The sequence below is a fragment of the Alistipes sp. CHKCI003 genome (assembly GCF_900021155.1).
Classification (GTDB): domain Bacteria; phylum Bacteroidota; class Bacteroidia; order Bacteroidales; family Rikenellaceae; genus Alistipes; species Alistipes excrementavium.
In genome coordinates, this window is record NZ_FCNT01000052.1 from 1 (window position 1) to 18,714 (window position 18,714).

General features: G+C 63.3%; 14 protein-coding genes. 11 read left to right on the plus strand and 3 right to left on the minus strand.

The window, feature by feature from the left end:
- Positions 1-337 precede the first annotated feature (337 nt).
- From pgmB to BN3659_RS06395, 6 genes are all read left to right on the plus strand, one after another.
- A complete protein-coding gene (gene pgmB / locus BN3659_RS06370) occupies positions 338-994 on the plus strand; it encodes a beta-phosphoglucomutase (protein ID WP_091535441.1) in 657 nt (218 codons plus the stop codon).
- Between the two features lie 693 nt (positions 995-1,687).
- Positions 1,688-3,985: a family 65 glycosyl hydrolase domain-containing protein gene (locus BN3659_RS06375; protein WP_224757861.1), complete on the plus strand. Its 2,298-nt coding sequence runs from the start codon at positions 1,688-1,690 to the stop codon at positions 3,983-3,985.
- 234 nt (positions 3,986-4,219) lie between these two features.
- Positions 4,220-5,518 carry an alpha-amylase family glycosyl hydrolase gene (locus BN3659_RS06380; protein ID WP_091535446.1) on the plus strand — a complete coding sequence of 433 codons (1,299 nt, stop codon included), beginning with the start codon at positions 4,220-4,222 and terminating at the stop codon, positions 5,516-5,518.
- Positions 5,519-6,318: 800 nt separating this feature from the next.
- On the plus strand, positions 6,319-6,738 hold the full coding sequence (locus BN3659_RS06385) for a DUF6530 family protein (RefSeq protein WP_141682518.1): 420 nt from the start codon (positions 6,319-6,321) through the stop codon (positions 6,736-6,738).
- A 55-nt stretch (positions 6,739-6,793) separates the two neighbouring features.
- Positions 6,794-7,699, plus strand: coding sequence for a TPM domain-containing protein (locus tag BN3659_RS06390; RefSeq protein WP_091535448.1), 906 nt, complete (start codon positions 6,794-6,796; stop codon positions 7,697-7,699).
- 285 nt (positions 7,700-7,984) lie between these two features.
- A complete protein-coding gene (locus tag BN3659_RS06395) occupies positions 7,985-8,578 on the plus strand; it encodes a LemA family protein (protein WP_091535449.1) in 594 nt (197 codons plus the stop codon).
- A gap of 1,054 nt (positions 8,579-9,632) precedes the next feature.
- On the opposite strand, the gene BN3659_RS06405 is transcribed toward BN3659_RS06395, so the two are convergent.
- Positions 9,633-10,427, minus strand: coding sequence for a hypothetical protein (locus tag BN3659_RS06405; protein WP_091535451.1), 795 nt, complete (start codon positions 10,425-10,427; stop codon positions 9,633-9,635).
- 103 nt (positions 10,428-10,530) lie between these two features.
- Between BN3659_RS06405 and BN3659_RS06410 the strand changes: the two genes are divergently transcribed.
- A complete protein-coding gene (locus BN3659_RS06410; protein ID WP_091535452.1) occupies positions 10,531-11,448 on the plus strand; it encodes a DMT family transporter in 918 nt (305 codons plus the stop codon).
- Here the strand turns inward: BN3659_RS06410 and BN3659_RS13475 are convergent, their stop codons facing one another.
- Together BN3659_RS13475 and BN3659_RS06420 are read right to left on the minus strand one after the other, a co-directional pair.
- Positions 11,449-12,555, minus strand: a complete 1,107-nt coding sequence (locus BN3659_RS13475) for a DUF4396 domain-containing protein (RefSeq protein ID WP_224757860.1) — start codon at positions 12,553-12,555, stop codon at positions 11,449-11,451.
- Between the two features lie 824 nt (positions 12,556-13,379).
- Positions 13,380-14,198, minus strand: coding sequence for a S24 family peptidase (locus tag BN3659_RS06420; RefSeq protein ID WP_141682519.1), 819 nt, complete (start codon positions 14,196-14,198; stop codon positions 13,380-13,382).
- A 14-nt stretch (positions 14,199-14,212) separates the two neighbouring features.
- Between BN3659_RS06420 and BN3659_RS06425 the strand changes: the two genes are divergently transcribed.
- From BN3659_RS06425 to BN3659_RS06440, 4 genes are all read left to right on the plus strand, one after another.
- Positions 14,213-14,476, plus strand: coding sequence for a hypothetical protein (locus BN3659_RS06425; RefSeq protein WP_091535454.1), 264 nt, complete (start codon positions 14,213-14,215; stop codon positions 14,474-14,476).
- A 330-nt stretch (positions 14,477-14,806) separates the two neighbouring features.
- Positions 14,807-15,880: a C10 family peptidase gene (locus tag BN3659_RS06430; RefSeq protein ID WP_171847724.1), complete on the plus strand. Its 1,074-nt coding sequence runs from the start codon at positions 14,807-14,809 to the stop codon at positions 15,878-15,880.
- Between the two features lie 213 nt (positions 15,881-16,093).
- Complete coding sequence (locus BN3659_RS06435) at positions 16,094-16,831, plus strand: lysophospholipid acyltransferase family protein (RefSeq protein WP_091535456.1); 738 nt, start codon at positions 16,094-16,096, stop codon at positions 16,829-16,831.
- 16 nt (positions 16,832-16,847) lie between these two features.
- Entirely contained in the window at positions 16,848-18,713 is a 1,866-nt protein-coding gene (locus tag BN3659_RS06440; RefSeq protein WP_091535457.1) for a DNA topoisomerase IV subunit B, read from the plus strand.
- Position 18,714 lies beyond the last annotated feature (1 nt).

The following is an 18,714-nucleotide window of genomic DNA, read 5'->3' on the forward strand; positions in this document are numbered from 1 at the left end:
GAGCTGGGGAGCGAGGGAAAACCCTAAATCGCTTTCGGATTGTTTTTCGGCACCGGAAGGTACGAAGAAAAAGACGTTCTCCGAATCCCTCTTTGGGCGACGGAAGAACGGGATCGCAGCTCGCGGCGCACGCCCCCGGAAGGGCGGGCCGCCGCCTGCGGAAGCTCCGGCTCGCACGGCTCCCAAGAACCCGGCTTCGATTCGAAGAGCGGAAGGCCGGTTTTGCCCGATGATAAAAAGATTCGTTCCGACGAACCGGGAGCGATCCGGATTCGCCCGAAGTTGCCGGGTCGGGAGAACGGGGAGGGGAAAGCAAAGAATTCAATGTTTCGAAGTTATGATTCGTTGTTGTATATTCGATCTGGACGGCGTGGTGGTCGACACGGCGCGGTACCATTTTCTCGCGTGGGCCGAGCTGGCCCGTAGTTTGGGATTCGAGCTGACGCCCGCCGCGGGCGAGGCGACCAAGGGGGTGAGCCGCATGGCGTCGCTCGACATCGTACTGGAGGCGGGCGGATTCGCCGGGCGTTTCGCGCCGGAGGAGCGGGAGTGCATGGCCGCCCGAAAGAATGACCGTTATCTGGAGTTCGTCGGCCGCATGACGCCGGACGACGTGCTTCCGGGCGTGCGGCCGTTTCTCGGCGAATTGCACGCGCGGGGCGTGAAAATCGTGCTCGGCTCCGCATCGAAGAATGCGGGCACGATTCTCGACCGCTGCGGACTGCGGCCGCTCTTCGATGCGGTGGTGGACGGCACGCTCGTCGCGCGTGCCAAGCCCGATCCCGAGGTGTTCGTCCGCGGGGCGGAACTGGCCGGGGAGGTGCCTGCCGCATGCGTCGTCTTCGAGGATGCCGCGGCCGGCATCGAAGCGGCTGCGCGGGCCGGTATGCGTTCGGTGGGCGTGGGCCCGAGCCCGGCGCTGGCGGCGGCCACGCTGCGGATCGCGGGATTCGAGGGCTTCACCTTCGACCGTCTGGCCGCCGCGGTCGACTGAGCGGAGGGCGGATTTTTCGTGCGCCGACGCCGTTCGGCCGCAGTTCGCGTGCGGCCTTCGGTCTGCATGCAGTGCGGAGCGCATTCTCGCACGGCCGCAGCGCGGGCTGCGGTTTCCCGGCAGCGTGTCGGGACGGGAGAGCGGGGAGGACGGAACCGCGAATCGCTGCATGCGGGCGGATTGCCCCGTCTCGAAGGGCTTCACCTCGAAGGCGGTTCGGGGTGGGAGTTCGTTTTGGGAAAGCCTCGTCCTGAGCGTTCGTCTTGGGAAAACCTCGTTTTTCGGGGGCGGCCGTCCTGTGGAGCTCGTTTCGGGAAGAATTCGTTTTTCGGGGACCTCGTTTCGAGCAATGTCCCGTTTCGGGGAGCTCGTCTCGGAGAGGTCCCGTGCGTGCGGCCCCGTCTTTTTCGGGGGGCTGTTCTCGGGGAGCCCGTATCGGGGGCTTCGTCGCGGTAAGGCGCGCGTGGCGAGCCGATTCGGTGTCGCGGGACGGTCCGGGACGATCGCTTTCGGACCGCATCGGACGGCGGATTTCCGCACTGCCCCCCCCCCGGCTCCGGCAATGCGCGGAGATCCGCGATCCGCCGCCGTTCCGTGCGGCGTGCGGCGGTTGCCGGTCCGACGGGGAGGGGGGGGGAACGGCGGAATTCGGATTAGGAGGCTGCACGGACCTTGAAATATGAATCATTTTTTATGGAAGAAACTATGTATACCGAGCGATTTATTCAAACCGATGACTGGAAGATCATCGAGGACCGTTTCGATCCGGCGCGGGTCAAATCCTCCGAGTCGCTTTTCGCACTGGGCAACGGCGTCATGGGAGGCCGTGCCAACTTCGAGGAGGGCTATTCGGGTCCCATGCTGCAGGGCAACTACATCGGGGGCGTCTACTATCCGGACAAGACGCGCGTGGGGTGGTGGAAAAACGGCTATCCCGACTATTTCGCCAAGGTGCCGAACAGTGCTTTCTGGACGGGCGTGGGCGTAGAGATCGGCGGCGAGCGGCTCGATCTGGCTACCGTAGGCAGCGTGTGCGACTACCGCCGCGAACTGGACATGCGCCGCGGCGTGCTCACGCGGCGCATGAGGGTCGTGATGGGCAATGGCATCGAAGCGGAGGTGGAGGTCGTGCGGTTCCTGCCGCTCGAACGCCGCGAAACGGGTGTCGTCCGCTTCGCCGTGAGGCCCCTCGACCGCGATGCGGAGGTGCGGTTCTCCCCTTTCATCGACGCCGACGTGCGCAATGCGGATGCCAATTACGACGAAAAGTTCTGGGAACATGTCGCAACGGAGTCCGATGCCGTGCGGATGCGCACGCGCAAAAGCGGCTTCGAGGCTGCGTGGGCGCAGGTCTGCACGCTCGCAGGGGCCTCCTTCAGGAATGAGACGGCGGGCGAGCGCGTCGCACAGACCGCTACGGTGAAGCTCCGCAAGGGCGAGGCGGCGACCTTGTATAAATATGCCGGCATCTGCTCCTCGCTCAACCATGCCCCGGACGGACTGATCGCCGCGGCCCGCCGTGCCGCCGAAGAGGCCCGCGCCGCAGGCTTCGAGGCGCTGCTCGCCGAGCAGACGGCGGCGTGGGAGCGCCGGTGGCACGGATGCGACATCGAGATCGGGGGCGACTCCGAGGCGCAGCAGGGCATCCGCTTCTGCATCTTCATGCTCCTGCAAACCTACACGGGCGTGGATGTGCGGCTCAACATCGGTCCGAAAGGGTTCACGGGCGAGAAATACGGCGGCGTAACCTACTGGGACACCGAAGCCTACTGTCTGCCGTTCTATCTTTCGACGGCGGGCCGCGAGGTGGCCCGCGCGTTGCTCGTCTACCGCTACGACCAGCTGGACAAGGCCATCGAAAATGCTGCGAAACTCGGTTTCGGCGGCGGTGCGGCCCTCTATCCGATGGTAACGGCCGACGGCGAAGAGTGCCACAACGAGTGGGAAATCACCTTCGAGGAGATTCACCGCAACGGAGCCGTCGCCTACGCCATCCGGAACTACATCCGCTATACGGGCGACGAGGCCTATATGGCCGAATACGGATTGGAGGTGCTGCTCTCGATCGCCCGCTTCTGGGTGCAGCGGATCACGTGGTCGGAGGCGCGCGGGAAATACGTGATGCTGGGCGTAACCGGTCCCAACGAGTACGAAAACAACGTCGACAACAACTGGTATACCTCTTATATCGCCGCGTGGTGCCTGCGCTATGCGGCCGAAGCGGCCGCGTGGGTGCGCACCCACCGCCCCGGCGACTACCGCCGCATCTGCGCCGCACGCGGGTTCGACGAGGCGGCCGAGACGGCCCGGTGGCTCGCCGTGGCCGACGGGTTGTATCTGGGCGAAGACCGGGAGCTGGGCATTTTCCTCCAGCAGGACGGCTACATGGACAAGGAGCAGCGCCTCGCCGCGGAGCTCGATCCGGCCGAGCGGCCGATCAACCGCCATTGGTCGTGGGACCGCATTCTGCGTTCGTGTTTCATCAAGCAGGCCGATGTCTTGCAGGGGCTCTACTTCTTTTTCGACGATTTCGATCCGGAGACCGTGCGCCGCAACTTCCGGTTCTACGAGCCGCGCACGGTGCACGAGTCGTCGCTCTCGGCCTGCGTGCACGCCATTCTCGCGGCACGGATCGGCGACATGGACAAAGCCTACGAGATGTATCTGCGCACGGCGCGGCTCGATCTGGACGACTACAACCGCGAAGTGGAGGAGGGCTGCCACGTTACGTCGATGGCCGGCTCGTGGCTCTCGGTGGTCGAGGGCTTCGGCGGCATGCGCATGCAGGACGGCGTGCTGACCTTCGCGCCGACACTGCCCGCGGGGTGGCGTTCGCTCGCTTTCAGGGTCCGTTACAGAGACCGCGTGCTCTCGGTGCGGGCCACGCCCGACGAGGTCGAGATCGCCTGCGAGGGCGAGCCGGTCGAAATCGGGCTCTACGGCGAGCGCCGGACGGTGGCGGGCAGCCTGCGCTGCGCGACACCCCGTTAGGGTGCGGTTGCGGAAGGCGGCGTCGCACCGCGGGAATCCGGCGCGTGTTTTGCGCGGTGCGATAGGGTTGGAATCCTTTCTGCCGTTTTCCGCCCCGGCAGATGCCGGACCCGTATTCGTCTCTGCGCTCGGGCCGACGGAATGCCGCCCGTTCCGTCAGACCGGATCCGGGGGCGGATGCGCATTCGGATTATGCCGGGGCGGAAAACGGACGGAGCAATACGAAGAACAGATATGCAAACGAATCATCCCGAATGGAGCTGCGGTGCGGTGCTCTACGAAATGAATGTCCGCCAACTGACCCCCGAAGGTACGCTGCGGGCAGCCGCGCAGCGGCTGCCGTTTCTTAGCCGCATGGGGTTCGACGCCGTGTGGCTCATGCCCGTCTATCCCATCGGCGAGGCGAACCGCAAGGGGACGCTCGGCTCCTACTACTCGATCCGCGACTACTGCGCCGTGAATCCCGAGTTCGGCACGATGGCCGATTTCGACGACTTCGTGGCCGAGGCGCACCGGTTGGGGATGCGGGTGCTCGTCGATTGGGTGGCCAATCACACTTCGCGCGATGCCCGCTGGCTCGCGGAGCGGCCCGCCGACTGGTACGAGCGCGACGAGGCGGGCGAACCGCTCGTGCCGTGCGGCTGGACCGATACGGCCAAACTCGACTACGGGAACCGCGCCGTGTGGCAGGGTCAGATCGACGCGATGCGCTTCTGGGTCGAACGCCACGCCGTCGACGGCTTCCGCTGCGACATGGCGATGCTCGTGCCGCCGGCCTTCTGGCGCGAGGCGGCGCGGCAGCTGCGCGGGGCGAAGTCCGACCTGTTTCTGCTGGCCGAGGCCGAGGAGAGGTGGCTCTTCGACGAGGGAGCGTTCGATGCCTGCTACGGCTGGGAACTGTTCCACCTCCTGAACGACGTCGCGCAGCAGAAGGTCCGCATCACGGCGGTCCGCGACTGGCTCCGTGCCGACCGCGGACGCTATCCGCGCGAGGCGATCCGGCTGCTCTTCACCTCCAATCACGACGAGAATTCGTGGAGCGGCACGGAGTTCGCCCGCATGGGTGCCGCGGCGGAGATCATGGCCGCATTCACCTTCGTCGCCGAGGGTTTCATGCCGCTGGTCTACACGGGGCAGGAGGTGGGCTACGACCACGTGTTCGGCTTCTTCGACCGCGATCCGATTCCCGGGGAGGCCTACCGCGAGAACGCTGCGACGGAACGCTACCGCCGCCTCATCCGGATGCGGCACGCCAATCCGGCCCTCGATGCCGGCGGCCGGGGCGGGACGACGATCGAGATCCGCAACAACGCCGAGGATTGTCTGATGACCTTCGTGCGCGAGCGGGACGGCAACCGCGTGGTGGCCGCGATGAACCTTTCGCCCTATGCGATTCATGCCGATTTCCGGACGGGAATCTATGCCGGAGCCTATGTCGACGCTCTGAGCGGCGAGGCTGCCGAACTGCCCGAACACGTCGAATGCGACATGGCTCCGTGGAGCTACCGGCTGCTGAGCCGCGGGGAACGCTGATTTTCCGTTGTTTGCAGACGGGCTCCGCTGCGCGGTGCCGGGGCCATCCGGTGCCGGCGGCGCCGTCGCGGGCCGCGGTGCGCGGACGGCCGTGCGGTTTCTCGGCGGCAACGGGTCGATGCCCCGTGTCGAAAGGCCGTGTGCGGGGGCCGCTGCTCCGTACATGTGAGGGGGACCGGCGCTTCGCCCGCGGATTCCCGGGCGAGCGGTCGGATGGTCCGCAAGTCGGATCCGGTTCCGCACGGCAGGCGGCGCCGGTTTTTGTGTCCGATCGTAAGAAGCGGAATTTCAGTCCGGTGCGGGGTATGGGTGCGCCGTCTGCGAGGTCCGGGTGTTCGGCTTCACCGGTTGCGATAGTGCCCGCGGTTGTTTCGGGGGCGGCGGCACGGACACAGCCTCGTCTCCGGCACAGCCTCGCCTCCGGCACAGCCTCGCCTCCGGCACCGGCTCGGAGGAGACGCCGGCTCCCTCCCTCCTGCTCTTCGCGGATTCGTTCCGGCCGGAGCGGGGCGGAGCGCTCGGCGACGTGTCGAGGGTGCGGCTGCCGGATGGGGCGGAGCGGCGGCCGGTGCCGCTGCCGGACCGGCGCGACGGGAGCTTCCGGTCCGATGCGAACGGAGCCCGGCCGGCGAAGAAGCGTCTGGCGCGGAATTCGGCCGCCGGTTCGGGAGAGGGCGGCCGTGTGCGCCGGTTATCCCCGTGTCGGCGACGGAGGTGCGCCGTTTGCATGAAAAACTTTCGGCCTTTTCTTTCGGGTTTACCGCGATTTTCGTATGTTTGCTGAAAATTAAGCTGCAAAGATGGCAACACCGATCCATTTGGCCCATCGGCCGATCATGTCCGTCGACGACTACGCGCCGCACGACGGCATTTATAAGAATCGTACGGATGCGGAGAGCCTTTCGGTGGGCAATGCGCAATACGACGGCGGCGAGATCGCCGCGAAGGTGTTCCGGCGCGTGAACGGCCGTTGGAGCCGCCAGAGCGAGGAGTTGCCGCTGCACCGCGTGTTCGATCTGGGAACCGTCGTGCTGAAGTCCATCTTGCAGAGTGCCGGCGTGCCCGCACCGTCCACGGCGCTGGACGTTACGCTCCGCGCTCCGGCGCGGCGGGCCGAGATCCGCGACTACTATGTGAAAAACCGGGCCGAGCTGCAACCCAAACTGAGGGAGCTGAAGTGCGTGCTCGACTATTTTATGAACGAGGAACCGAAATTGTAGGAGTTCCCTGCGGCGTGCGGCGGCTCCGGGCGCTGCCGCCCCTTATTTCGAAGCTATGAAACGACTGATACCGCTTCTGCTGACGCTTTGCGTCGCCGCGGGCGCCGCAGCCAAAACCTACGGCGTGCGCGACATACCCGATGTCCAGCGTGCCGACCGCACGCGCTATGTCTCCGATCCCGACGGCATCCTGTCGGCGGCGGCCGTGGCGCGCATCGACTCCGTGTGCGCTTCGCTGCGCGAGCGCAACATCGCTCAGGTGGCCGTGGTCGCTGTGGGCGACATCGAGGGCGGCGACGTGTTCGGCTTCGCCATCGAACTTTTCGGGTCGTGGGGCGTCGGGCGCGGCGACCGCGACAACGGCGTGGGCATCCTGCTGGTGCGCGACCGACGCGAGATCCGGATCGTTACGGGCGACGGCGCGGAGGGCGTGCTGCCCGACGCCGTCGTGAAACGCATCCAGATGAAATACATGCTTCCCTACTTCCGCGAAGGGGATTACAGCGCCGGCATGACGGCAGGCGTCGAGGCTCTGGCCCGGCGGCTCGAAGGCTCCGAACTCGATCTGGGCGGCACGGATGCGGCCTCGGGCGGAGCGATGCCCGCATGGGCGATCCTCGTGATCGTGCTGGGATGCGTCGCCGTGCCGCTGGGAGCCTCCGTGTGGGGCTATTATCGCCGGAAGCGTTGTCCGCGCTGCCATCGGTATACGCTCGGATTGCGGTCGCAGGAGGCGGTGCGGAGCACACCCGCCTGCAAGGTGATCGAATATACGTTCGTCTGCACGAATTGCGGCGAGGTGGTCAGGCGGCAGGTCCGCAGCGAGCGGGACAACCATCTGGGCGGTCCGGGCGGCGGCGTCTTCATGGGCGGCGGTTTCGGCGGCTTCGGCGGCGGCGGTACGGGCGGCGGCTTCGGGGGCGGTCATTTCGGCGGCGGAGGTGCGGGTTCGAGGTGGTAGCACCGGGGAGTTTCGCGCCGGAAGCGCCCGGTCCGGTGATGGCTCGGGAGCCGGACGACACCGAGGCTTGCGCCGGAGCGGGTGTCGGAGCGGGGCTGGAGCGGGGGCCGGAACGGGCTTCGGACGCCGCCGGATCGGGAGACGGGCGGTTCGGACCCCGGGCGGATGCCGGAAGCGGGCCGGCTTCGGACTTTCGGACGGCGGACATGCGAGCTTTGCCGAAACGGCGCTCCGCACCGGAACGGAGAAATTTGAATCGGAATAAACCAATCAATGACAATCGAAATGAAAAACAGCAAAAACCGGATCTGGATCGTGATCGCCGCCGTGGTGGCGGTCATCGGCATCTTCTTCTATTCGACCTACAACGGTTTCGTCTCGAAGGACGAGGCCGTGAAGACCGCATGGTCCAACGTCGAAACGCAGTATCAGCGTCGTGCGGACCTGATTCCCAATCTCGTCAGTACGGTGAAAGGATATGCCGAGCACGAAAAATCGACGCTCGACGAAGTGGTCGAAGCACGTGCGAAGGCGATGTCGTTCCAGCTCTCGGCGGACGATCTCACGCCGGAGAAGATGGCCGAATTTCAGCGTGCTCAGTCGCAGGTGGGCTCGGCGCTCGGGCGTCTCATAGCCGTGGCCGAAAGTTATCCCGACCTGAAAGCCAATCAGAATTTCCTCGAATTGCAGGCCCAGCTCGAAGGGACCGAAAACCGCATCGCCGTCTCGCGCAAGGAGTTCAACGAGGTGGTGAACAGCTACAATGTGGCGATCCGCCGCTTCCCCGCCAACCTCGTGGCCGGTATGTTCGGGTTCGAACGGAAAGCGCGTTTCACGGCTGCGGAGGGGGCGCAGACCGCGCCGACGGTGGCGTTCTGAATTTGCCGGCCGGAGCGGACGGGGCTCTTCGCGTATGCGGCGGGAGCCCCGTTTCGTTTTGCCGTGCGTCGGGGGGGCGGTCGGGAACGGACGATCGGATTCCTGCGACGGGCGATTCGGCGGGTCGCGGGGATTTTTCGTACGGGGCGGTCGGCGGAGCGGCGGCTGATTTCCCGCATCGGATTGCCGCAGTTTTGCGTCTTGCGATAAAGAGGACTTTTCGTGAAGCTTCGCAGGTGCGCGTGCGGATGTTCGGCGGCGCCGCTGCTGCGGTCGCGGTCGGCTCCGTTCCGTGCGGAGCTGCGGGCGGTGCGAACGTTCGCTGCGGGGGGCGCCTGCTTCGGACCGTTCGGCGCACTCCGTCCCGGCCGGCAGCCGGACCGGCTCGGTAGGTGGAGCGCTGAACCGAATAGCGTTCGGACTGCGGCGAAGCGGCAAAATACCCTTCGGAATGCTGCCATCCGACCGGGTGCAGGCTGGGAACCCGTTCGGAGATCGGCGATGCGGGAAAATTCCCCCCCCCTCTTTCCCGAAAAAGAACCGTTTCGATAAACCGGGCGCAGAGCCGAACGGGAGTTCGGGCTCTGCCGAGGCGGGAAAGGCGACCGTGGGAAAACGAGCGATCGCTACTCGTTGCTTCGCACCGAAGACCGCGTTTGCGGATGCGAGTCGCTCCGAAGGGGATTTGTCGGACGGTTCCGCCGCGCAGTCGGAAGGGTGCGGGGCGGCCGAGGCGGAGGGGGCTTGATTGGGACCTTCGCTCCTGTTCCGGAACGGAAAACGGGCCGGGCTGCGAATGCGGGGAGAAGGGAGGAAATCTTTAGCCGCAAAACGGACGTTCCGCTGTTTCGGGGGCCGTGCCCCGACCCGATCCGTTTCGAAGTCGCTGCAAGGAGTGCAGGGATGCCGGCAGCTGCGGCGGACGGAACGAGGTTTCATTCCTGCCGGAGAGCTGGGGCGGGCGGCCCGGAACCGGAAGTTCATAGGGGTGTTTCCGCTCTTCGACCGGGTGGAGCGAAGTTTATTTCCGCCGGAGAGCCGGGCGGCCCGGGGATCAAAGTTCGAACCGGACGCCGCCCACGAAGTTGAATTGTTCCCGATAGGGGTTGCAGATGATGCGGGCCAGCAGTCCGAGCCGCAGGTTGCGGCGCAGGGTCCACGTCTTGGCGGCATGAAGATAGACGTTCGTAACGGCGAATCCCCGCGTGTTGAAGCAGTTCTCGGTGGACCACGGCATGAATCCCACGCCCGTCTTGAAGTCGACGGCCTGCCGGAGGGCGAACGGATAGGAGATCTCCGCATAGGAGGAGTAGTTGCGCCTGCCGTCGTCGGCGACATCCGCACCGGCGAACATCGTGCCCCACCAGATGCCGATCGGCACCCGCTCGCTCACGCTCCACGACAGGCTGGCTTCGAACGTGTGGGCGCTGCGGTGTCCGAAGTCGAAGAAGCGCCCCTCGGCTTCGGGGTGGGGTGCGATGTAGTAGTCGATGAGCGCGGCTTCGAACCGTCCCTTCCGGTAGCCGAGCGAGAGGTTCACCTCGCGCATCTGCGTCCCCGAGAAATCGGTCGACGCCCATGCGCCGATGAACAGGCCGCCCCACGAAACCCGCAGGAAGGGCTGGAAGCTCGCACCGGCCTGATAGCTGCCGCGGCTGACGTAGCTGCTCAGCAGTTCGATGCCCATCTCGAATCCGAGCCGCGGGGAGGCCGCCTCCGCGAGCGTGTCGGCGCACTCTTCGGGAATATGCTTTTCGGGGATGCTCTCTTTGGGGGTGCGGGCCGAGGCGCTGCGGGCCGTGAAAAGCAGAAGTACGGCGACGATCGGGAGGATGCTGCTGCGGGTCATGGCGGTAGTCGGGGTTTTCGAAAGCGCAAAAGTAACTTTTTTCTGAAGAAAAAAGGAGAGTTCGGGATAAGATTTGTTACATTTGCGCCGTTATTCCGGAATTATGGACCACACGAAAGTCAAAGGTTACGTTTTGGGAGCGGTCGCAGCCGCCAGCTACGGACTCAATCCGCTCTTCGCGCTGCCGATGTACGAGGCGGGCATGGATGTCGATTCGGTGCTCTTCTACCGCTATGCGGCGGCCGTCGTGCTGCTCGGCGGACTGATGCTCGCGAGGCGGCAGTCGTTCGCGCTGCGCCGGGCCGAGCTTGCGCCGCTCGCGGCGATGGGCCTGCTCTTCTCCTTTTCGTCGCTCTTCCTGTTCCGGAGCTACAACCTCATGGATGCGGGCATCGCCTCGACGATCCTGTTCGTCTATCCCGTGCTGGTGGCCGTCATCATGGCCCTGTTCTTCCACGAGCGGGTTTCGCTCCTCACGACCCTCTCGATCGGACTGGCTTTCTGCGGCATCTCGCTGCTCTACAGGGGCGAGGGCGGCACGACGCTGAGCCTGCTGGGAGTGGCGCTCGTCTTTCTTTCGTCGCTATGCTATGCGGTCTACATCGTCGGCGTCAACCGTTCGGCGCTGCGCCGCATGCCCACCGAGAAACTGACCTTCTATGCGCTTCTGTTCGGGCTCTCGGTCTTCGCGGTGCGCCTGCGTTTCGGCGCCGGTCTGCAACCGGTCCCGACGGCGGGACTGTGGGTCAATGCCGTTTCGCTGGGCCTGTTCCCGACGCTCGTGTCGCTCGTAACGATGGCGCAGGCCATCCGCTGCATCGGATCGACGCCGACGGCGATTCTCGGCGCACTGGAGCCCGTAACGGCGCTTTTCTTCGGCGTGGTCGTCTTCGGCGAGCAGCTCACCTTCCGCATCGTAACGGGTGTGGTGCTGATTCTCGTCGCCGTTACGGTCATCATCGTGGGCAAACCGCTCGCGGAGCGTCTTTCGCCCTTGTTCCGGCTCCACCGCCTGCGGTAATCACATCCCTTTTTTGATCCCCTTGCGGATCAGCAGCACGTTCACGGGCAGCGACACGAGAAAGCCGCAGCACATGGCGATCTGCATCATGAACCAAAACCGAAAGGTCGTGCGGGAGAACGCCGCACCGTCGCCGAGGACGAAAATTGCGACGGCCATCCAGCCGTACATGCCCGCCTGCCATGCCGTGAGGGAGAGAAAATCGGCCTTGGCCGCACGGACGACCGCCTCGCCGCGCGGAATGCGCTCCATGCCCCGAATGGCGGCATACTGGAAGCCGATGCCGAAAACGAGCGCCAGCAGATAGTCCGTTATCCATGTCCCTGCGAGCAGGCTGCCCCCGACGGCTACCGGCACGAAATACAGGAACCACTCGCCGGTCAGGTCGGCCAGCGTGCAGCCCGCTCCGCAATGGAGCGTCGAGAGCACCGCCGACTGCCAGCGCGGACGCGGAGCGCCCATGTTCATCGTCTCCATATTCATCGTCTCCATATTCATCGTCCCCATGTTCATCGTTCCCGTGTTCATTGCCTCCGTCTCCGTCGTGTCCGTTTTCATCGTGCTCGTCTTCGTCGCGTGCGGGGGCATCCCGTGCATCTCCGTTTTTCCCGGTCCGCCCGCTCCCGGTCCGTCCGGTTCCATGCCCGACGTTGCGTGCGTCATGGACATGCGGTGCATCTCTTTTTCCGGTTCGCTTCTTTTGTCGCAGGGCATATCCGCGATCATGCGGCCGCTTTGGTCCTTCGCTTCGGTCATACGCATGTGCGGAGAATCCGCACAGCTCTTGTCCCGGAGAGGGACAGGCGTTCCGTTCGTTCTCCGCGTGCCGGAGTGAAGATTTTCCGGGGCCGTCCCGTCCGGTTCCGCCGCGGGACGGCCGTTGCGGCATGCCTCTCCGGTCGTCGGTGCGGGATGCGGTTTCGCAGCCCTTCCGAAAGAGAAATAGGCCGCCAGCCCGACCGCGCCCGACCAAAGCGGGGTCAGAATCCATACGGCGTTCATGATGCGCATGGGCTGCGGACGGCGCCGCAGGTCGAACGCGACGACGGCAGCCGAGAGGAGGCCGCTCAGCACGGCGAGGCAGGCGGCGATGGAGAAGTGCTGCATGGCGGAATTTCGTTTTTCGATCCACCGAACAATTCGGATGCCAGCGGCGGACGGCGCCGGGATGTGCGTTGCGTGTATGTCGGACGGGCGGGCGGGTGTCATGGCCGTGCGTCCTTATGCGGCGTTGGGAGAGAGGGGTATGTGCGGAACATGTCTGCGACGGTCCGGCCGGCCGTTGTGCGCTCTGAGGGTTTCGCCGGAGGTTCCTTTTCGTCGGGGGGCAGTTGCGACGCGCCTCGGTCGGAGGATTCGATCCGGCTTTGGACGGTTACGGGGCGCTGCGGAGAGGGCGTGTATCGTGGCGGCACGATGCGGTGCCTGCGCAGGGCGGGAGCGGGAGGTGCGAAATGTTCCGTGCCGAGACGCCCGGAGCGTTCGGCGGCAGGCGAAAACATCCGTCCCAAGCGGAACTGCGATGCGATTGCGCTCCGCGCGATCCCTTTCTGTGCCGCCGTGTGGGGAATGGACGGGTGTCCCGTCGGCGGGTACGGTCCGCTGATGGCGGGAACGTCCGTCCGGAGTACGACGGTACCGTTGCCCGAAGCGCTGCCATCCGGAGGCCGCTGCGTCGTGCCGCATCGGCGGTCATTCGGACGAAGCCTTGGCGCATTCGACGGCGAAGGTTTTTTCGTGCGGGCCGGATTCGTTACCGTCCGCTGTACCGCGGCGTCTTCCCGGCCGAAAACGTTGCCCGCCGGAGGACGGTGCACCTCGGCGGACTGTCCGTATTCGTACTCTCCGGCCGGAACATATATAAAATAGCATCCCCGCAGGATTCCGAACGGGAAACTGCGGGGATGGATGGCCGTTGCAGCGGCAGCGGTTTATTCCTCCGGCGGAATCAGCCGGTTCACGCGGTGTTTCAGCGAACTCACCTCTTCTTCCAGAGCGAGCATTTTCTTGTTGCACAGGTCTGCGGTCGGCACGAGCGACGGCGTCATGTACCATTCCGCTTTCCAGATGCGGCGCAAATCCTCTTTCCCGAAGCGGAGAACCGGATAGCTGCGCGTGTCGTAGTTGTCGGCGAGTGCGGCGAAACCGCCTTCGTTTTCCGGCAGGGGCCTCAGCCGGCGGATGAGGCATTCGTTCCGCTGCGTAACCAGCACGCAGACGCTCCGTTCGTCGAGCTGCGCCCACTCGTCCTCGCCGAGCAGCCGGCAGACGATGTATCCGCCCTCTTGCAGCGTGGGACGCATCGCTTCGTCTTCGGTCCGGAAACAGAGGTAAAAACCTCTTTCGGGCATGAAGCCCGGGACGCGGATCGTCTCGGCGCCGGAGTACACCGTCTGAGCCTCCGCGGCGGCGCTCAGGTCGGCGACGGGAATCCCCGCGGCCGGACAGGTGCCTGCTCCGTTGTAGGAGGCCCGCACATCGCGCAGCTGATCCGGATCCGTTTCGTCGGCCGTTTTGTAGGTCGGATGGAGCCATGTGCGCAGCATGGGACCCTCGCCGCGCAGCAGCCAGTCGCCGTTCACGTCCTCGTAGTTGCGGAGAAATCTCTGCAGGGTATCTTCCGAAATGCCGTTCGGCTGGCTCAGAATGCCGTTTGCGACCCCTGTAACCTTATAAAAGGTGTATTTTGTAATACCTTTGGATTCAAGGTATTGCAAAATTCTTCCCTTTATAACTGAAATTTCTCTCATATTTTCTTGTTTGTATGAAAAATCTCTACTATATTTGCAGTGATTATAAACTTTATGTAGCAAAAGTATACAAAATTTTCAAAATGGACTCGGTCAGCAAGGAAAAACGTTTAAAAAACATCCGGCGGAATCTTGTCCGCGGGGATAAAAAACTTATAGCGGAACGTGCCGGCGTCCACTGGGTCTGGGTTTCGGAGGTGATTCGCGGGCGGGGTACGAGCGAGCGGGTGCTCGCCATCGCCGAGCAGATCATCGCCGAACGGACCAAGCGCAAGTAACCGGCAGACGGCGGTTCGCAGAGTCCGGACAGGCCGCATGTTCCGTGCGTGCCGGTGCGCTGTCGTCGGCTGCATGTCTGATAAACGCCTCGAACGATCGGCTTTGCAAATTCTTGGCCGAAAGATAATCAATATTATGCGATAATATAGAATATACAAAATAATAAATATAAAATATGTTTTTGAGGAGGTGGAGATTGTTCGTATATCCGAATTATAATTCGAGGGGGCGTAACTATTGGCCGTCCTAAATATTAAGTCCGGGAAAAATTATTATTGATTGCTTCGCCGGCAGATATGGGCCTGTCGGTTTCGTGCAGCCATGACGAAATGGCTGATGCACCGAAAGGGGACGAGCTGCCTGCGGTGTCTTACGCCGTATCCGCGGAGGAAGCGCTCGCCGATTTGCAGAACATGCTGGACGACATGCGGACGCGCGGCAAGGTCCGCACGGTGGCGGATGTGCAGACGTTGTACGGCAGTGAAATGACCGCAACCCGGACGGCCGGGGAGGATGCTCCGCTGGGCTATGTCGTCAATTTCGAAGAGGGCGGTTACGCCGTTCTGGGGGCAGACCTCCGGCAAGACCCCGTGGTAGCCGTCGTGAACGAAAATTCGATGACGCCCCGGACGCTCGCCGCGGCGAAACGGGCCGTGGACGCAGGCGAAGAGGTCGATGCGCCGACCTTTGTGAATGCCATGGTGGCCGACTATCTCGTGCGGTCGCTCGACAATAACGAACCGCGTCCGAGGATCGGCTCATGGGAGATCAAGGAGAACAAGGGGTCGATGATGCTGACCAAGTGGGGGCCGGACGGGGTGTACGGCGACGACCTGAATCCGGCGACCGTCGCTATCTGTCAGATTATGGTATACAACAAAAAGTTCAACCGCATCGATTTCAACCAACTCGGAGGATATATTCCCAATTGGACTTTGTTGAATACTGCGGCGACGATGAAAACGCCGACGGGCAACTGTGCGGAAGAGGTGGCCAAACTGTGCTCGGCCATGGACGGGACGATTCGGGTCGCTCAGGGAAGCCGCACGACGATCGAAACAATCGTTCGAATTATGAGGAGTTCCATGCGCGAATATCAATTGGTGCAGTCGTTCTCTGTCGATGAACTGGGGGATATGTATTTGGTTTCCGGTAGAATCAGGAGTATGCTCTTCGAGAACAATATGCCTGTGTACGTCGAAGCGACTACGTCCGCGGGAAGCCGTCATGCATGGGTATTCGACGGGTGGCGGATGAGAGAATGTCCGGGCGGTTCCGGCCGTCAATACTATGTGCGCTGCAATTTCGGCTGGCAGGGCGTGAACGACGGAGTGTATTCGTTCGGCAATTTCCTCGGATACGACGAAAATCCGGAATTTATTTCCTATAACTTCGGCGACTGATCGGAGCCGCATCGGTCGCATGACTTTCGACGATCCGACGGATTGCACAGAAATCCGTCGGATCGTTTCGTTCGCGCACTCTGCGGAACCGCTCCCGCAGAGGCGTCGTTCGTGCAAATTTTGTTGAAAATTCGCCGTTGCGGAGGGCGGAAATCCGTGGGAAAAGCGTAAATTTGCAGATTGAATTATTATGGGGGAATGGCCCCTTGCGTTATGTTGAGTATCCTTTACTATCTGTTTCTCGGCGTCGTCTGCACGCTTTTTCTCGTGCTTTCGGCCGTGGCGCTCGTGTTGACGTGGCCCTTCCAGCGGTCGCGCCGCACGGTGCATGAGCTCTCGCGCGTGCTGGTGCGGATTTTCTTTTTCGTTCCGCCCCTGTGGCGCCACAAGGTGATCGGCATGGAGCACGTCGACCGCAGGAAAGCCTATGTGATCGTCATCAACCATCGGGCGATGACCGACATTCCGGCGCTCTACTTCCTGCCGCTCAACTTCCGTTGGGTATCGAAGCGCGAGGTCTTCAGGCTGCCCTTTTTCGGACAGTTCTTGCGTCTGCACGGCGACATCTGCATCGACCGCGGCCATGCGGCCGAGGCCATGGAACAACTGCTGCGCGAGGGACGGCGCTGGCTCGGACGGGGCGTGTCGGTGGCGGTCTTCCCCGAGGGCACCCGTTCGAAGGACGGCGAGATCCACCGCTTCAAGGCTGGCGCTTTCATGCTGGCCCGCGAGGCGGGTGCCGAAATCCTGCCCGTGGTGATGGACGGTACGACGACGCTCATCCGTCCGAACCGGCTGTTCCGCTGGCGCAACACCATCACGCTCCGCGTATTGCCGCCCGTTTCCGCCGAACGCATCGCAGCGGCCGACGTGAAGGAGACGATGGGGGAGGTGCGCGAGGCCATGTGCGCAGCCCTCGCAGCGATGCGCGGCGCGGAGCAGCGCGGCTAAACCGAATGACACGATTATGTCCGACTTACTGAAAAATACCAACAACGACTACGGCGACGACGCGATCGTAACCCTCTCGCCGCGCGAGCACATCCGCCTGCGCCCGGGCATGTACATCGGCAAGCTGGGCGACGGCTCGCAGGCCGACGACGGCATCTACGTCCTCATCAAGGAGGTGGTGGACAACTCGGTCGACGAGTTCATCATGGGGGCGGGGCGGCAGATCGACATCACGATCGAGAACAGCGTGGTCTCGGTGCGCGACTACGGCCGCGGCATCCCCCTCAAATCGCTCTCCGCTGCTGTGAGCGAGATGAACACCGGCGGCAAGTACGGCGGCACGGCCTTCAAGAAGACCGTGGGTCTGAACGGCGTGGGCGTGAAGGCCGTGAACATGCTTTCGAGCGAATTCACGGCCCGCTCGGTCCGCGACGGCGAGGCCCGCACCGTAACGTTCGCCAAGGGGCTGGAGCAGAGCGACCGCTGGGAGAGCGGTGTGGAGGAGAAGAACGGCACGTTCATCTCGTTCCGCGTGGACGAGGAGGTCTTCGGCGCCTATACCTATAATATGGAGTATGTCGAGCAGATGGTGAAGAACTACACCTATCTGAATCTCGGTCTCACGTTCCGGCTCAACGGCCGGAACTACGTCTCGAAGAACGGTCTGCTGGACCTGCTCAACGAGAACCTCGCCGAAGAGCCGCTCTATCCGCCGATCCACCTCTCGGGCGACGACATCGAGGTGGCCATCGCCCACGGCACGGGTTACGGCGAGAGTTACTTCTCGTTCGTCAACGGACAGTACACCTCGCAGGGCGGGACCCATCAGGCGGCGTTCCGCGAGGCCATCGCCAAGACCATCAAGGAGTTCTATCATAAGGACTACGATCCGTCGGACATCCGCACGTCGATCATCGCCGCCATCTCGGTGAAGGTTACGGATCCGGTGTTCGAGTCGCAGACCAAGATCAAGCTCGGCTCGAAGGAGATCGAGCCGGGGGTGTCGATGCGCAACTTCGTGGTCGAATTTCTGGGCAAACACCTCGACGACTATCTGCACAAGCACGCCGAGACGGCGCAGATTCTCCAGCGGAAGATCGTGGAGAACGAGAAGGAGCGCAAGGCCATCTCGGGCATCCAGAAGAAGGCGCGCGAGACGGCCAAGAAAGTGTCGCTCAACAACAAGAAACTGCGCGACTGCAAGATACACCGCGTGGACAAACACGAGCTGGCCGAGTGTTCGATGATCTTCATCACGGAGGGCAATTCGGCCTCGGGTTCGATCACCAAGAGCCGCGACCCGCGCACGCAGGCCGTCTTCTCGCTGCGCGGCAAGCCGCTCAACTGCTTCGGGCTGACGAAGAAGGTCGTCTACGAGAACGAAGAGTTCAACCTGCTGCAGGCGGCGCTCAACATCGAGGAGGATATGGACAACCTCCGCTACGAGAAGGTCATCATCGCCACCGACGCCGATGTCGACGGCATGCACATCCGTCTGCTGCTCACGACCTTTTTCCTTCAGTTTTTCCCCGACATCATCCGCAGCGGCCACCTCTACATCCTCCAGACGCCGCTGTTCCGCGTGCGCAACAAGCGGGAGACGCACTACTGCTATTCGGAGGAGGAGCGGCAGCGGGCCGTCGCCCGGTGCGGCGCCAATGCCGAGATCACCCGTTTCAAGGGCCTCGGCGAGATCTCGCCCGACGAGTTCCGCGAGTTCATCGGCGAGCACATGCGGCTCGACAAGGTGCGCATCACCAAGGACGACCCCATCCACGACCTGCTGGAGTTCTACATGGGCAAGAATACCTACGAAAGGCAGGGGTTCATCATCGACAACCTCCGTATCGAGGAGGACATCGTACAGGAAGATTTCAATTAAA

Coding starts and splice junctions, on each gene's coding strand:
- pgmB (WP_091535441.1), top strand. CDS start 338: ATGATTCGTTGTTGTATATTCGATCTGGACGGCGTGGTGGTCGACACG.
- BN3659_RS06375 (WP_224757861.1), top strand. CDS start 1,688: ATGGAAGAAACTATGTATACCGAGCGATTTATTCAAACCGATGACTGG.
- BN3659_RS06380 (WP_091535446.1), top strand. CDS start 4,220: ATGCAAACGAATCATCCCGAATGGAGCTGCGGTGCGGTGCTCTACGAA.
- BN3659_RS06385 (WP_141682518.1), top strand. CDS start 6,319: ATGGCAACACCGATCCATTTGGCCCATCGGCCGATCATGTCCGTCGAC.
- BN3659_RS06390 (WP_091535448.1), top strand. CDS start 6,794: ATGAAACGACTGATACCGCTTCTGCTGACGCTTTGCGTCGCCGCGGGC.
- BN3659_RS06395 (WP_091535449.1), top strand. CDS start 7,985: ATGAAAAACAGCAAAAACCGGATCTGGATCGTGATCGCCGCCGTGGTG.
- BN3659_RS06405 (WP_091535451.1), bottom strand. CDS start 10,427: ATGACCCGCAGCAGCATCCTCCCGATCGTCGCCGTACTTCTGCTTTTC.
- BN3659_RS06410 (WP_091535452.1), top strand. CDS start 10,531: ATGGACCACACGAAAGTCAAAGGTTACGTTTTGGGAGCGGTCGCAGCC.
- BN3659_RS13475 (WP_224757860.1), bottom strand. CDS start 12,555: ATGCAGCACTTCTCCATCGCCGCCTGCCTCGCCGTGCTGAGCGGCCTC.
- BN3659_RS06420 (WP_141682519.1), bottom strand. CDS start 14,198: ATGAGAGAAATTTCAGTTATAAAGGGAAGAATTTTGCAATACCTTGAA.
- BN3659_RS06425 (WP_091535454.1), top strand. CDS start 14,213: ATGAAAAATCTCTACTATATTTGCAGTGATTATAAACTTTATGTAGCA.
- BN3659_RS06430 (WP_171847724.1), top strand. CDS start 14,807: ATGGCTGATGCACCGAAAGGGGACGAGCTGCCTGCGGTGTCTTACGCC.
- BN3659_RS06435 (WP_091535456.1), top strand. CDS start 16,094: ATGTTGAGTATCCTTTACTATCTGTTTCTCGGCGTCGTCTGCACGCTT.
- BN3659_RS06440 (WP_091535457.1), top strand. CDS start 16,848: ATGTCCGACTTACTGAAAAATACCAACAACGACTACGGCGACGACGCG.